This is a genomic window from Cohnella fermenti, assembly GCF_004801405.1.
Lineage (GTDB): Bacteria > Bacillota > Bacilli > Paenibacillales > Paenibacillaceae > Cohnella > Cohnella fermenti.
This window is the reverse complement of record NZ_SSOB01000029.1, coordinates 82,325-96,919: the sequence shown is the minus strand read 5'-3', so window position 1 is coordinate 96,919 and position 14,595 is coordinate 82,325. Positions and strand designations below refer to the sequence as shown.

At 61.5% G+C, this 14,595-nt stretch carries 11 protein-coding genes; 5 read left to right on the top strand and 6 right to left on the bottom strand.

Annotated elements, in window-relative coordinates:
• Positions 1-95 precede the first annotated feature (95 nt).
• Positions 96-575: a PLAT/LH2 domain-containing protein gene (locus E6C55_RS21195; RefSeq protein WP_136371818.1), complete on the top strand. Its 480-nt coding sequence runs from the start codon at positions 96-98 to the stop codon at positions 573-575.
• Between the two features lie 120 nt (positions 576-695).
• Here E6C55_RS21195 and E6C55_RS21190 read toward each other — a convergent pair whose 3' ends face one another.
• The 4 genes from E6C55_RS21190 to E6C55_RS21175 form a co-directional block, all read right to left on the bottom strand.
• Positions 696-1,739, bottom strand: coding sequence for an NAD(P)/FAD-dependent oxidoreductase (locus tag E6C55_RS21190; RefSeq protein WP_136371817.1), 1,044 nt, complete (start codon positions 1,737-1,739; stop codon positions 696-698).
• A 41-nt stretch (positions 1,740-1,780) separates the two neighbouring features.
• A complete protein-coding gene (locus E6C55_RS21185) occupies positions 1,781-2,779 on the bottom strand; it encodes a FecCD family ABC transporter permease (protein ID WP_136371816.1) in 999 nt (332 codons plus the stop codon).
• Positions 2,772-3,782 carry a FecCD family ABC transporter permease gene (locus E6C55_RS21180; RefSeq protein WP_136371815.1) on the bottom strand — a complete coding sequence of 337 codons (1,011 nt, stop codon included), beginning with the start codon at positions 3,780-3,782 and terminating at the stop codon, positions 2,772-2,774. The genes E6C55_RS21185 and E6C55_RS21180 overlap by 8 nt, the downstream gene beginning before the upstream one ends.
• Positions 3,783-4,162: 380 nt before the next feature.
• Positions 4,163-6,169 carry an AraC family transcriptional regulator gene (locus tag E6C55_RS21175; protein ID WP_136371814.1) on the bottom strand — a complete coding sequence of 669 codons (2,007 nt, stop codon included), beginning with the start codon at positions 6,167-6,169 and terminating at the stop codon, positions 4,163-4,165.
• A 232-nt stretch (positions 6,170-6,401) separates the two neighbouring features.
• Between E6C55_RS21175 and E6C55_RS21170 the strand changes: the two genes are divergently transcribed.
• Both E6C55_RS21170 and E6C55_RS21165 read left to right on the top strand, forming a co-directional pair.
• Positions 6,402-7,073: a FadR/GntR family transcriptional regulator gene (locus tag E6C55_RS21170; RefSeq protein ID WP_136371813.1), complete on the top strand. Its 672-nt coding sequence runs from the start codon at positions 6,402-6,404 to the stop codon at positions 7,071-7,073.
• A gap of 18 nt (positions 7,074-7,091) precedes the next feature.
• Positions 7,092-8,306 carry a CynX/NimT family MFS transporter gene (locus E6C55_RS21165; protein WP_136371812.1) on the top strand — a complete coding sequence of 405 codons (1,215 nt, stop codon included), beginning with the start codon at positions 7,092-7,094 and terminating at the stop codon, positions 8,304-8,306.
• Between the two features lie 30 nt (positions 8,307-8,336).
• Here E6C55_RS21165 and E6C55_RS21160 read toward each other — a convergent pair whose 3' ends face one another.
• Positions 8,337-11,456, bottom strand: a complete 3,120-nt coding sequence (locus E6C55_RS21160) for a CBM35 domain-containing protein (RefSeq protein ID WP_136371811.1) — start codon at positions 11,454-11,456, stop codon at positions 8,337-8,339.
• A 218-nt stretch (positions 11,457-11,674) separates the two neighbouring features.
• Between E6C55_RS21160 and E6C55_RS21155 the strand changes: the two genes are divergently transcribed.
• Positions 11,675-12,640, top strand: coding sequence for a copper amine oxidase N-terminal domain-containing protein (locus E6C55_RS21155; protein WP_168735788.1), 966 nt, complete (start codon positions 11,675-11,677; stop codon positions 12,638-12,640).
• Positions 12,641-12,722: 82 nt separating this feature from the next.
• On the top strand, positions 12,723-13,034 hold the full coding sequence (locus tag E6C55_RS21150; protein ID WP_136371809.1) for a hypothetical protein: 312 nt from the start codon (positions 12,723-12,725) through the stop codon (positions 13,032-13,034).
• A gap of 476 nt (positions 13,035-13,510) precedes the next feature.
• On the opposite strand, the gene E6C55_RS21145 is transcribed toward E6C55_RS21150, so the two are convergent.
• Complete coding sequence (locus tag E6C55_RS21145) at positions 13,511-14,584, bottom strand: hypothetical protein (protein WP_136371808.1); 1,074 nt, start codon at positions 14,582-14,584, stop codon at positions 13,511-13,513.
• Between the last annotated feature and the right edge of the window lie 11 nt (positions 14,585-14,595).

Sequence of the window (14,595 nt, the reverse complement as noted above, 5' to 3'; positions counted from 1 at the left end):
CGGAAATCGGGTAGACTACAGTCTATAACCCTTTCAGCGATTTTATCCTTTTAGAGTGAGACCTTAAGGATACCGTAAAATCGCTAGATTGGGTTATTTTTCTTTGGAGAACTTTTCACTGTCCAGTTGGATTTAAAACCGCGAATTTTTACGGTGCAGGAACGTCTGCGCAACTATCAATGAAATTAAACGGCAGCCAAAGCAGCGGTTTTATCAAGGACTTTAACGGACCGGATGATGACTTTGAACACGGCTCCTTTGACGTTTTTAAAATCTTATCCGATTTCGATCTTGGCGATATCAAGAGCATCGAAATTACAAATCATATGAATAATGACGACAATCCAGAATGGTTTCTAGAATGGGCGGTAATTCATGATGATGTGAATGACCGTTTATGGACATTCCCACTTCGAAATTGGATAGGCGGAGGTGGAATGGCTGAATCCGTAACGATTAACCATTCCAAAATGGAAGATTCTTTTCTGAGTCAAATCGCTCATTATGCCATAAATCCATATCATGTTACGAGAAATTTGAAACAACGCACGATTAAACAGTTGGTTCATTCTTAATTCGCGGAGTCGAACAGCCCGGGGCCAAGAAACGGGCTGTTCCTTATTTTGCAGAGTGACAAAGTAGTGGGGGGAAAATACCGCTTAAGCGGACAAACGGACGGCGAGTCGGCAGGAGGATCAGAGTTCGAGCGCTCGGTTGCGCCCGGCGAAGAGCGGGCTTCCGGTGGACATCGGTGCGGATCGGGACGCGGCCGGGTCGAGGTATTTCTTGGCACCGTTGACGGCCAGCGCGGCGTCCGACAGAGCGCCCGCGATCAGGTGCAGCTTGCTCGGGAAGTTCGCCGCGTCGCCCGCGAGGAAGATGCCCGGCAGCCGAGTCGCAAGCCGCGCGTCCGCATCGAAGTTCCACGCCGACTTCTCCAGGCCCCAGGCGGAGAGCGGGCCGTATTCGCTGCGGGTTCCGTGATCGACGACCACCTCGTCGACCTCGATCCGCTCCCGCCGCTCTCCGAAGCCGCCGCCGTCGAGCCGGCGGATCGTCGCGGCTTCGATTCTCTCTCCCGCGCCGTGCAGCCGCTCGATCGCGTAGGGCGCGCGGGCTTCGACGAGAGCGCCCGGCGATGCCGCCAGGGTCCGGCCAAGCTGTTCGCCGCCGCTCCGGCTCACGACGATAATCCGGGAAGCGACGGCGGCCAGCTCCTCCAGACGAACGGAGGAAGACGTCGTTCCGCTGCTTGAGAGCAGCACCCGCTTGCCCCGCAGCCGCTCCGGCTCGATCGCCGCCGAAGCGTAATGCAGATTGGCCGCTTCATACCGCTCGGCCCCTTCCAGATCGAGCCGCACAGGGCCGGGCGCGCCGTGGCCGACCGCGAGAATCAGCGCGCGGGTCGCATGGCGCTGCCCGCAGGCGGAGACGATGACCATCGTTCCGTCCCCGCGCCGCTCGAGCTGCGCTACCCGCTGCCCGAGCACAATCGTCGGCTCGAAGGTGCGGGCCTGCCGAATCAGGTTCTCGACAAGCGCGGAGCAGCGGATCGGCGGCACTCCCCCGACGTCCCATACAATCTTCTCCGCGTAGGAGAGCAGCCTTCCTCCGAGCTCGCCGCGCGCCTCGATCAGCTTGACGCTCATCTCCCGCAAGCCGCCGTAGAATGCGGCGTATAAGCCGGCCGGACCTCCTCCGACGATCGTGAGATCGTACGTCTTCATGCGGTCGGTCATAAGTCTCCTCCTCTTCCCAATCTCCATCCTATGATAAGAACTCAAGCGCGTCTGCCCCGCAGCAGCAAGTACATGAAGAACGGTGCGCCGATCCCGGCCGTGAAGACGCCGGCCGGGATGTCCATCGGTTGGAACAGCATTCTTCCCGCCAAGTCCGCCGCGAGCAGCACGAGCGCCCCCGCCAAGGCGGACGCCGGGATCACGAGGCGGTAATCGTGGCCGACCAGCCTCCGCGCGATGTGCGGAGCAAGCAGGCCGACGAACGACAGCGTTCCCGCCACGCCGACCGAAGCGCCGGCGAGCGCGACGCTGCACAATAGAGCGGCCATTCGGCTCCATTGCAGCCGGCTGCCGAGCCCGATCGCCGTCGCGTCTCCGAGCGCCTGCACGTTCAGCTCCCTCGCGATGCGCAGCGACAAGGGGAGGAAGACGGCGAGCCACGGCCACAGCATGCCGATGTACGTCCAGTTCGTCCCGTAGATGCTGCCGGTCATCCAGTTCAGCACCTGTGCGGCGAGATAGGCGGGCCCGCTGATGAGCAGGAACATCGTCAATGCGCTGAGCGCCGTCGACAAGCCGATGCCGATCAGCACGAAGCGCATCGGCGTTACGCCCTTCTTCCAGGACAGCGCATAATGGATCGCCACGACGACGAACGCCCCGGCGACGGCAACGAAGGGCACCAGATGGATGCTGTAGCCGGAGAACAAGGTCATGAAGCCGACGACCGCAACCGAAGCGCCTCCCGTCACGCCGGCCAGATCGGGCGAAGCGAGCGGATTGCGCACGACGCCTTGGAGCAGCGCCCCGGCGACCGCCAGCGCCGCTCCGACCAGAATGGCCGCGAGAATACGCGGCAAGCGCAGCTTGAGAACGATCAGATCGGCGCTCTCGGACCCGAGCCCGACCGCCGCCCGCAGCACTTGCCCGAGCGGCACCCGGACCGCGCCCAGCGACAGCGACACCGCGGCGGCAAGCGCGACAAGCAGCAACAGCGCGAGCAGCGCCGCGGCCGACCGGCGGCCATGGTGTCTACTCATGGCTCCTCCCCCTTGCCGCCCGAATGAGGAACGGCACGCCGATGATTGCCGTCGCGACGCCCACGGGCACCTCCTTCGGCATAAGAATTAGCCGCGAGACGGTGTCCGCCGCAACGAGCAGAATGGCGCCGGTCAGCGCGCAATACGGCAGCAGCCAGCGGTGATCGTTGCCGACGAGGGAACGGCACAGATGCGGAACGACCAGGCCGACGAACGCGATCGGTCCCGCCGCCGCGACGGAGCTGCCCGCGAGCAGCACAACGGCCGCGGCCGCCAGCAGGCGAACGAGGCCGAGGCGCTGGCCGAGGCTTCTGGCGTTGTCGTCTCCCAGCGCCATGACGTTCAGCGAAGCGGACAGCAGCATGGCGAGCAGCAGACCTGCCGCCATGTAGGGCAGAACGGCCGCCAGATGTTCGAGCTTGCGGCCCGACACTGAGCCGATCATCCAGAGAAGAGCGGCATCGAGCGACTGCTTGTTCAGCAGAATAAGCCCTGACGTCGCAGACGAAGCGAATGCGGCGAACGCCGCCCCCGCCAGCGTAAGCCGAATCGGGTCGAACCTGCCTCCGATCCCCAAGCCGAGGACGAGCACGCAAGCCGCCGCCGCGCCCGCTCCGACGAAGGCGACCCAGACCATGTTCACCATCGACATCGACGAGCCGTACGCGGTTAACCCGATGACGATCAACAGGGAAGCGCCCGAGTTGACGCCGAATACCGACGGGGACGCGAGCGGATTCTTCGTCAGCACCTGCATCACGCATCCGGCAACCGCCAGGCAGGCGCCGACGAATGCCGCGATCAGCGTCCGAGGCACCCTTGACGTGCGAAGAATAAGTTGTTCGTTCGTGCCTGCGAAGTCGGCATATGCCGTCCATAGCTGTTCCAGCCGATACGTATGCACGCCGAACAGCAAGCTGCCCATCATGCACACGAGAAGCAGCGCCAACCCCGCCGCGATTCCGGCCGCCCTTCGCCTGCCGCTTCGCAGCCAACCCGCCATCGCGATCACGCCTCCTGCCCTTATTGCCGAGGTCGGGTCCGGCTCTGATGAGAACCGGACCCGACTCGTACGCTTTATTTCGCCTTGCTTTCCCTTGATATTGATGTGAACGCTGGCGCGCAATGTAGTCGAAATTTCATGCTTATTCGCTCACTTCAGGCACAGACCGCGAATTATAGTCGAAATTTCATGCTTATTCGCTCACTTCAGGCACAGACCGCGAATTATAGTCGAAATTTCATGCTTATCCGCTCGTCTCAAGCACAGACCGCAAAATATAGTCGAAACTTCACGTTTATTCATTCGCTCAAATTCGCTCAATTCGCTCAATCGGCTCAGTTCGCTCAATTCACCCATTTCGCTCAATTCGCCCAGTTCACTCAGTTCGCTTCGAAATACTTCTCCAGCTCGTCCAGCAGAAGGTTCGCCGCCTCGATGCCGCCGGACGAATTCCAGATCGCCTCGTCGACCTCGATGACCTTGTTCGCCTTCGCCGCGTTCAGGTTCCGGAACAGCGGATCGTCCTGCCACTCCTTCACGACCAGATCGGCGTCATTCTTGCCCGCGACCCGGGTGACGAAGTAGAACAGCACATCCCCGTCCATGCTGGGGATCGTCTCCTTCGACATGACCTCGATCGAGGAATCCTTGTCCTGGGAGGCCGGACGCGCAAAGCCCAATTCGTTCAGGATGGCTCCGGAGAACGATTGCTTCTGGTAGATGCGCACCTGGGAAGCCGAGAAGCGGACAACCGACACCTGCGTCGACAGCTTGTCGCCAAGCTTCTCCTTCAGCGAGGCGATGCGCTCTTCGTACGCCGCCAGCGCCGCTTCTCCTTCGGCTTGCTTGCCGACCGCTTCCGAATACAGCTTGAAGTTCGTCTTCCAGTCGCCTCCCAGGTCCTCCGAGAACACGGTGGGGGCGATCTCCTTCAGTTGCTCGTAAATTTTCTCCTGCCGGGCCTTGTTGCCGACGATCAGGTCCGGCTTCAGACCGGCGATCAGCTCCAGGTTCGGCTGAAGCTCGTCGCCGACGACGGTGACGTCCTGCATATCATCCTTGATAAAATCATACCAAGGATCGCCCACCCAAGAGGATACGGCTCCGATCGGCTTCACTCCGAGCGCGAGCAGCGCTTCCGTGCCTTCGTTGGTCAGAATGACGACCCGCTGCGGAACGCCGGTCAGCTCGGTCTCGCCCATCGCGTGCTTGACGACGCGAGTCGCCTCCGCGGACGCTCCGGCCGGCGATGCGGACGCGGATGCCTGGCTGGCCGTTGCCGCCGCCGTCTCGGGAGCGGACGATGCGTTCGAATTCGCATTGCCGCCCGCGCCGCAGGCGCTTGCCAGGACAAGGATACAAAGCAGCATGGCTGCCGCCATCGACGATCGGAATGTTCTGTTTCTGTTTCTGTGCATGGTTGCTCGTTTCCCTCCAACATATTGAGAATGAATATCATGATCGTTCTCAATATACCTTCGCGCCCTTCTGGCGGCAATGGGATATGCGGACAGCGGCAATGGATTATGTGGACGATGCGCGCGGCCCAGCCTCTGCGAGCGCGCCCGCTCCTGATAAACCGTCGGCGCTGTGCCCTCCAGCTTCTTGAACATGCGGCTGAAGTAGTAGCTGTCCGAATAGCCCACGCTCTCGGCGATCTCCCGCAGCGTGCAGTCCGTGTCCCGCAGCAGCTCCTTCGCCCGGTCCATCCGGACGCGGATCAAGTAATCGATCGGACTTGTCCGCTTGCCGCTCTTGAACAGGCGCAGCAGTTGACGCGGATTGCAATCGAGGGCGGCGGCCAAGGAATCGAGCGTGATCGGCTCCTTGTAGCGCTCCTTCAAGTAACGGGCCGCTTGCTCCGCCAAGTCCGGCTTCGTCGGCCGAACGTCCCGCTCTTCCATCTGCGCGAGCAATTCCGATACGAATTGATAGAAGGTCGTCCGGACGCGGAGCAGCTCCGCCCCTCCGCCGCCGCGCCACCCAGACGCCATCGCTTCGACCAAGCCATGCAGCGCCAACGGGTGCGTCGGAGCGAACGCATATTGAAGCCGGAACGGATTGTCCCGCTCCACCCTGTCGATCAGCTCCGGACGGGACTTTAACGGCAGAACGGCCTTGTAGAAAATAAAGCCGTATTCCAGCGCCTCCTCCGCTTCGACATCAAGGCACAAGCCCTTGCCGCCGTGCAGCACATGGAACCTTCCGGCTTCCTTCGGCGTCCCGTCCATGCTCACTGTCGCTTTGCCCCGGATGACATAGAAGAACGCGCTCGACGGCAGCAGATACGACCGCAGCGCTTCCCCTTGTCCCATGCTCGCCACCCGAATATCGATGATTCGTATGTATACCTGATTCCAGAGCATCATTTGATCCCGCAAGTTCATCTCAAGTCGACTCCTCTTCGCGCTTGCCGGTCAGACCGAACAACGGCGGCCTCCGCCCGGAAGCAAGTTCCGGCAATTGCCCCCATTATAAGTGATAATAATTCTCAATTACAAGCGATATAAACGAATTTTTCTGGGGGTCGCTCTGTACAAAGCTGTACAAAGGCATTCGGACGTGTTACCCTTAAACCACTTAAACAACCAATCATCCTACGTTTAGAGGTGACAAACTTTGCTTCAGAAGACCAACCGATTGTCGCTCGTCGAGCAGGTCACCGCCCAGTTGCAAGAGCGGATCGAGACCGGGGCATGGGCGCCCGGCGCCAGGATTCCGGCCGAACCCGAGCTGATGGAATCGCTCGGCGTCAGCCGCAACACGCTCAGGGAAGCGATTCGCGCATTGACGCATACGGGCATGCTGCGGACAAGGCAGGGGGACGGGACGTATGTGGTGTCTTCGAGCGCTCTGGCCGCCGCGCTGCAGAATCGCGTGAGGAAGACGGAATGGCTTGAGACGCTGGAGGTTCGCCGGGCGCTCGAACGCGAAGCGGCGATATTGGCTGCCCGCCGCCGGACGGAGGAGGAGTTGGACGTCCTGCGCGACTGTTACGAGCAATGCGTCCGGGCCGTTGCCCGGCAGGATAAGAATACGTATCTGGAATGGGACATGCGGTTCCACCAAGCCGTCTTCGCCGCCTCGCGCAATGCCCTTCTGATGGAGCTGTATTCGAACATCGCAGAGGGGCTGCGGGGCTCGATCGAATCGACGATGAAGCTGGTCTCGGAAGCGTTGATCAACAAGGCGCACGAGCAGTTGCTTCGCGCCATCGAGCGACAGGACGAGGCGATGGCGGAAGCAGCCGTTCTCCGGTACATCCAAGACACTCAGATCACCCTGGAATAGGAAGGAACGCAACCAGACATGAACAAACAACCGGAATTACTCGCCTCCGCACGCCCGGACGCCGCACGGACAACCGGGGTGCTTCTCCTTGGCATCGCACTGGTCGCGGCCAATCAGCGCGCGCCGATCACCTCGGTCGGCCCGCTGATCGGAAGCATAAGGGAATCGACGGGACTCTCCAATTCGCTGGCCGGCCTCTTGACGACCGTGCCGCTGCTCGCCTTCGCGCTTCTGTCTCCGTTCGCGGCCAAGTGGTCCCGGCAGTATACGCCCGAACGGGTGGTGATGGCCGCTCTGCTTGTCCTGCTTGCCGGATTGGTCTGCCGATCGTTATCCGGCACGAGCATCGGCACGCTGTTCGCCGGCACCGTCTTGATCGGACTGGCCGTCTCGATCTGCAATGTGCTCATTCCAAGCCTCGTCAAGCGGGATTTTCCGAACAAGATCGGCCTCATGACGGGCGTCTATTCGGTATCGATGAACCTGTGCGGGGCATTGGCCTCCGGAATCAGCATCCCGCTCGCGAGGAACGCGGGTCTGGGCTGGCAAGGAGCGCTCGCCTGCTGGGGGCTGCTGACGCTTCTGGCCGCACTTAGCTGGCTGCCGAGGCTCCGCGCGCCTTCGCAGCCGGCGCAAACGAACGCCGCCAAGGCCAGGGAGCGCCGCTCTCTCTGGCGTTCGGGCATGGCCTGGCAGGTGACGGCGTTCATGGGACTCCAATCGATTCTATTCTATATGCTGGTCGCCTGGCTGCCGGACATCCTCGCCAGCCGGGGCATGAGCGAGGACGCCGGCGGATGGATGCTGTCGCTGGTTCAATTCTCCATGCTGCCCTTCACGTTCGTCGCGCCGATTATCGCCAGCCGAATGCGCGATCAGCGGCCGCTGGTTCTCCTGACCGTCCTTCTGTTCATGATCGGCATCGGAGGGCTGTTTATCGAAGATACATCACTTATTCCGCTATGGGCGATCCTGATCGGAATCGCCGGAGCCTTCGCCTTCAGTCTGGCGATGATCTTCTTCAGCCTCCGGACGAAGACCGCCCAGGAAGCGGCGGAGCTGTCGGGCATGGCCCAGACCGTCGGCTACCTGTTGGCTGCGGTCGGCCCGCTCCTGTTCGGCTTGCTGCACGATCTCACCCATAGCTGGACGGCTCCGCTTCTGCTGCTCGTCGCGGCCGCCGCTCTGCTGCTCGCGGCGGGAATGGGCGCCGGCCGGAACCGCTGCGTCTGAACGAAGGTCAGACGCAGCGGTCCGAACGGATTACCAGTTGTTCCCCGAACCGGACACCGTGAAGCTGGACGAGTCGTTGAGGAACTTGCCCGACGGCGCCCCGTTCACCGTGTTGTTCGTGAAGGTCGAGCTGCCCGTGGCCGAACCGCGAATGTAGACGCCGTACGTGCCCGCGTTCGTAATCGTGTTCGACGAGTACGCAACCGAGATGTTCGGCGCCGGCTCCTCGATGAAGATGCCCGAGTAGACGCTGTCGAGGATCGAGTTGCCCGATACGGCGACCGTCAGGTTCTGGGCCCTGCCGTTGTTGTTCAGCCAGTACGCCCAGATGGCGCCGATCTGATACCCGTAATCCTTATGCGCGGAGCCTGCGCGAATGAGCACATTGTTCTGGATCGTCAGCGTCCCCGTCATCGACGGCGGATCGAAGTTCGTGCCGAAGGAGATGCCGGAGCCGTTGACGACCGTATCCATGACCAGGTTGCCGATGACCGAATTGTTCTGCCCGCCGTAGATCGCGATGTTGTTGGCCAGCGTCGGCACTTGAACCGTATTGTAGCTGAACGTGTTGTTCGTATCCAGATACGTGTCCGACCACATCGCCAGCCCGTCGTCGCCGCTGCCGCGAATCGAGTTGTTCGTGACCGTCGTGTTCGCGGTTCCGTAGTGAAGGTTGATTCCGTCCGCCCATACCGAGCGCACGCGCGAGTTCGAGATCGTTGCGGCATTCGTCTGGTTCGTCAGCCAGAAGCCGACCTTCGCGTGCTCGATCCACAGGTTCGTCAGCGTCGAGTTGGTGCCGTTCCCTTCGACGCCCGACACGCCGTTGTAATCGTCGCGGAGCGTATCGCTTGGGCTGAGCTTGAAGTCGGACAGCGTCACATTGCCGCCTCTCAGATAGATGCCCGCGTAGCTGCCCTCCAGCTTCGAATACCAGACGCCGGCTCCCTTCATCGATACTCCGCTGTCCAGATAGAGGCGGGTCCCGGTGCCATTGTAGCCCGCGCCCGTCGTGCCGTTGCTCAGCGTAAACGTCCCGGACGGAATCCACACTCCCGCATAGGCTCCCGCTGAATTTTTTACCGCGTTGATTGCATTGTTGAAGGCCGTCGTGTCGTCCGCCCCGTCGTTCGCAACCGCGCCGTAATCTGCAACCGAGACATAGTTCGCCGGCTTCGAGAGCGCCGTTGGAACCTCTTCCGTCTCCAGCAGGTCGATCGTAACGTTGGCCGTCTGGCTGAAGTTCAGGTTCGAGCTGTTGCGCTGAAGCTTGATCACCGTCCCGGCGGCATACGTCTGGTCCAGCGTCACGGCGACTTCGTCGTAGAAGTGATGCGGAGTCGTCGGCGTCGCGTTCGGATTGTTCGACCACCGCTTCTCCCCGCCTTCCGTGCCCCAGGAGCCGTAAATCCAACTGTACTTGGACGTAAGCGGAATGTCCTGCTTATACGTCCCGCCCACGTACAGGCTGATCGCCGAATCGATTCCCGTCCCCGCCGCATTGTCCGGTATCGAGTAGCGAATCGTCAGCCCCCGGGCCGCCTTCGCCAGCGTAATCTGCACATACTGCCCCGCCGCCGTCAACTGCACCGCTTGCCTCCCCGAGGCTTCCGATGCCAGCGTTCCGAACGTCGTGGACGGCCCGATCCGCGTTCCCGTGTAGGTTGCGCTCTCCGCCTCGTAGCTGTCGTAAGGCATCGTCGCACCGTATGTTCCTTCGGGAGGCGTCGTCGGGTTCGTCGGCTCCGTCGCCTTGACGAGATCGAGCCGGTCCAGGTTCACGTTGCCGCTGTCCGACGTGTCGTACTTGTACATAATCGTGTTATGGCCCGCACTTAGCGCAATCGTGTCCGTCTTGGTCGCCCACGTATCCCAATTGGAGGCGGCCGCAAGCGCGGTCTGGCCGCTCTTCGTCCCGTTCGCATACAGACTCAGCATCTGGGCGACGCCCGATCCGTTCGCGTAACGAAGAGTCGCCTGGTAGTCGCCCGCCGTCTCCACATTCACATAGAAGGTAGCCGCGGCGCTGCCTTTGTTCGAATCGGTGAAGCCTCCGACGAAGCCCGTGCCGCTATAGCCCGCATGATCGGCCGCCGTCGTCGCTCCTCCCGTCAGCTCGGCCGCTTCCGCTTCATAAGCGCTCTGAGGGGACGCCGGATACGAAGGGGTCGTCGGCTCCGTCGGCGTCGTCGAACCGCCGGTGCCGTACACTTCCAGCTCCGCGGCCTGGCCGCCCGTTGCTCCCGAATTGGCGGTGAAGCTGACCCTCACGTAGCGGGCGGCAGCCGCCGTGAAGGTCACCGTCGCGGAATTGCCCGCGGCCGGATTAAAGGTATACGTGCCCGAGGAAGCGAGTGTTGCATAGGTCGAGTTGTCTGCGCTTCCCGATACGGACAACGTCTGCGTCCTCGTCCCCCAGGACGACGGCAGCTTGATCGCGATCGAGGAGACCTGGTAGGAACTTCCCAAGTCGACCGTCAGCGTGTTCGGATAGGCGCCCGCCGCTCCTTCATAATAGGTCGAGACATTGCCGTCCACCGCGTTGGAGGCCGCATAGCCGGACACCGTGCCGCTCGAGACGACGGTCTTGTTCAGCGCCAGATTCGTTCCCGTCCCGCCCGAGCCGACCGCATCGAGGCTCAGCCGGTCCAAGTTGACGTTGCCCGTATCGCTCGAATCGAATTTGTATGCAATCGTGTGGCTTCCCGCTGCGAGCGAGAGCGTCTCGGTCTGCGTGTTCCACGAATCCCAGCTCGACGTCGCGGACAACGAGATCGACTTCTGCTTCGTCCCGTCCACATACAGGCTGAGCGTCTTGGCCGAGCCCGTGCCGTTGGCGTACCGCAGCTCCGCCGTATAGCTTCCGGCCGCCGTCACGCTTACGCCGAATGCGGTAGCCGCATTCCCCTTGTTGCCGTCCGTGTAGCCGCCGACGAAGCCCGTCCCGGAGTACCCCGCATGATCCGTCGCAACGGTCGCTCCTCCCGACAAGGCGGCCGATTCCGCCTCGTACAGCGTTGCGGCCCCCGCCCTGTCCGCGGCAAGCGGCCAGGAAGCAAGCGCCAGCAGCGCCGCCAGCCCCCATGCGATCAGCTTGTTGAAGCCCCGTGCCTTGAAGCCCCTTGCCTTGAGCCCTTGTTCATTCCTCATTCCATCTTCTCCTTTGCCCAATTGTGTCGTCGATCACCCTCAATGTAAGCGCAATCACAGGGCGGCAGCTACCATTTTTGTGACTTCGAGTAGGAGAAGAGTGACATTCGCGAGGTTCGGCGGGGCTCGTGCGGGGCGTTCGGCCGTCTGTGCAACTTTTTTCCAGAGGGGGGCGTCTACCTAAGCATGATACCTCTCGGAAAATGGAGTTGAAGCGCATGAAGCAGCCTAAGTGGGTACTAGCTCTGATTATCGCTGCGGGAGCGCTGGCGGCAAGCGCCGAGGCAAGCGCGGATTCCGATCCGATCCGCTTGTCGGTGAACGGCACGCTGGTCGAGAGCGGAACAACGCCTATCGCCGTGAAGGGAAGTGTTCTCGTGCCGCTGCGAACGGCGGCGGAGGCGCTCGGAGCTTCCATCGAGTGGCAGAGCGGCAGCCGCACGGTTGTTCTGAGCAAGTGGGCGACCCGCGCGGCATTGACCGCAGGCAGCGACGAAGCGAAGATCGTCCGTTGGACAACCCTCTCGGAAGCCGTCAAGTTGGGGACGACCCCGAAGCTGATCGACGGCCGCATGTACGTGCCGATCCGCTTCCTGTCCGACACGTTCGGCTACGTCGTCTATTACAGCAGTGGCACCGTGTACATCCGCGATCCGATCAGCCCCGCCCAGCAGGAGACGCTCGCTTCCGGCTCCCTCGTGGAGGCGCGGAAGCTTGTCCTTACGGCCTCGCGAATCTCCCGCTCTGACGTGGAGCCGCTGGACGGCCGCGCCACGGGCGAATCCTTCGGCACGTATCGGCTGTTCCCGGAAGACGAGGCGCTGCGTTATCTCGTCCTGTCCGAGGACTGCATCACCTATTGGGAATACCAGGACGGCTTCATGGTCGCGACCTGGACAGCGCGCGTCGGCGAAGCGGAGGTCGGAATCCGGAACTTCCTGAACGGGTCATGGACGGAAGAGCGAGGATCGAAGCCCGACCTGGAAGCGCAGAGTTACTACTATTATTTGCAAGAATACTCGATGGACACCTACACGGAGGCGAGCGGACGGCTCTCCTCCGACGGAACGATGACGAGCGCCGCCTATAATCTGGATGTCGGCGGCTCTCCCGTCTATCAGGCGGAGATGCTGTACGCGAACTCCGGAGAGGTCCGGGCGGAGAAGATCGGCGTCGGTCGGTGAACGGCGTGCAACATGTCATGAGAATTTGACGTCATAATCTCTAGGTCGGTTCGGAATGAATTGAGGAGAAGGAACGGTGGGCATGAATCTCATCAAACTCGGCACTATCGCGGAATTGTGCTTGATCTTGTTGTTAACGGCTGGCTGCAGCAAGGAGAACAACGCCTCGAATACAAACCAAACAAACGCCGAAGCGATGTCGACGGAACAGATAGAGCAGGCGGCAACCGATTACTTTGCTCAATTGAACAAACCGGGAGTCAGCATTACGTCCATCGCCGAGAACAACGGAGCATTCGTCGTTAGATGGGAACGGCCAAGCAACTGCGAGGAAGGCAAGCTGTTTATGAACAAGCGCGGCGAGGTCACCTCGGCGGAATTATCCATCTGCTGATCGCGCAAGCTCGGGGCAGCTCGAATGTGCTGCGATGTTCGCATCGCCCCTGCCGCCTGCCTGCTCTCTGTTTGCCTACCTTCTGCTCGCCAACCTGCTCGTCCTACCTGCTCACCTACCTCCTCGCCCCTGCCGCTTCTGCGTGCTCGCTTGCACGACTGCCCGCTCTCTGTGTGCCGCCTGCTGTTCATCCACCCGCTCGTCCACCTACTCGTCCGAATGACAAATTTGCGGATATATGTGGTTTTTCACATTCGTCGGGCTTGATTTGGCGGGGGTCGCGGCGTTTTACATGATTTTTAGCATACATCCGGCACGTTGGGCCGGAATTTTCTCCATGTATGCTATTTTTCACATATAATCGTTCAAACGGCCCTCTTTCGAGGTGCACCAATGTGATTTTTCGCATAAAATCCTAGTTTCCAGCAATGCCGTCAGCCCCCGGAGTCCTTCGCAGGCTCCGGGGGCTGACGGCATTATGTTCTTCTTCTGCGAAGCCGTGCCGCCAGCGCCAGAAGCAGCAGCAGAGCGGCGGCTCCGAGGACAAGCCACGAGAGCGAGACGCCGGAGGAGTCGGACGAAGCTTCCGCCTGCGCCGGCACATCCGCCGCAGCGGAAGCTGTCGCCTCCTGCGCGCCGCTCTCGGCGCCGAAGTCGAGCAGGTGCAGGACAAGCTCCTGCGCGTCCATCGCATCCGGCTTCAGCCAGGAGCGCTGAAGGGTCAGTCCCTTCCACTGGGCGGGGTCGGCCGCCGCGGACAGTACCCTTGGATGCTCATAGAGCCGATACGTCTCGCCCGCGATCTCGATCCGGTAGCCTCCCTGCTTGTCTTCGCTGACCTTCCCGACAACCCCGGCCGGCCCGGTCAAGTATCCCGCTTGCTCAGGGAGCGTCCCTCCCGGCAGCGGCTCGAGCAGATGCTCGCCCATGAACAGAGCGAACTGCTCGCGGGTCAGCTCGTTCGACGCCGCAGCGGCTGCCGCAGCTGGAGCTGTCCCGGAAGTCGTATCGTAAGCCGTCTCGTTATCTGTCGTGGTCGTTGTCCCGAAGCCATTGCCCCCTTCGGTCCCCTGCGCCGCATCAAGCGCCAACGCCCCGCCGAAGAATGCGAGGTTCACGTCCTCGTATGTCGCGTTGCCGTCCAGCGATTGCGCCAGCCCGGCGGACAGCGCCGCCTGAGCCGCTTGCTCCGGCGCGTCGCCCGCGGCGGCCCGCCCGGAGAATACGGCCGCCCAAGCCGCGAGCTCGGAGCGCGACAGCTTCTCCTGCGGACGGAACAACGTATCGTCATGGGAATAGACAATAATGTTCATCCCCGTCAGCAGCACGATCTCTTCCTTGGCCGCAGACAAGGAGATGTCCGTGTACACGTTCGCGCTCGTCATCACATGGGCTTCCGCTCGCAAGGGGCCGAGCAGCGCCGCCGCAGCGAACAGCAACGACAACAGCGCGCGGAGACGCGGACGGGACGATGCGGGTTGGGGCGATAACTGACCGGAAGAGCGACGGATGGAAGAGAGACGGATGGAAGAGAAAGGGTTGGAAGCCAATCGAATCACTC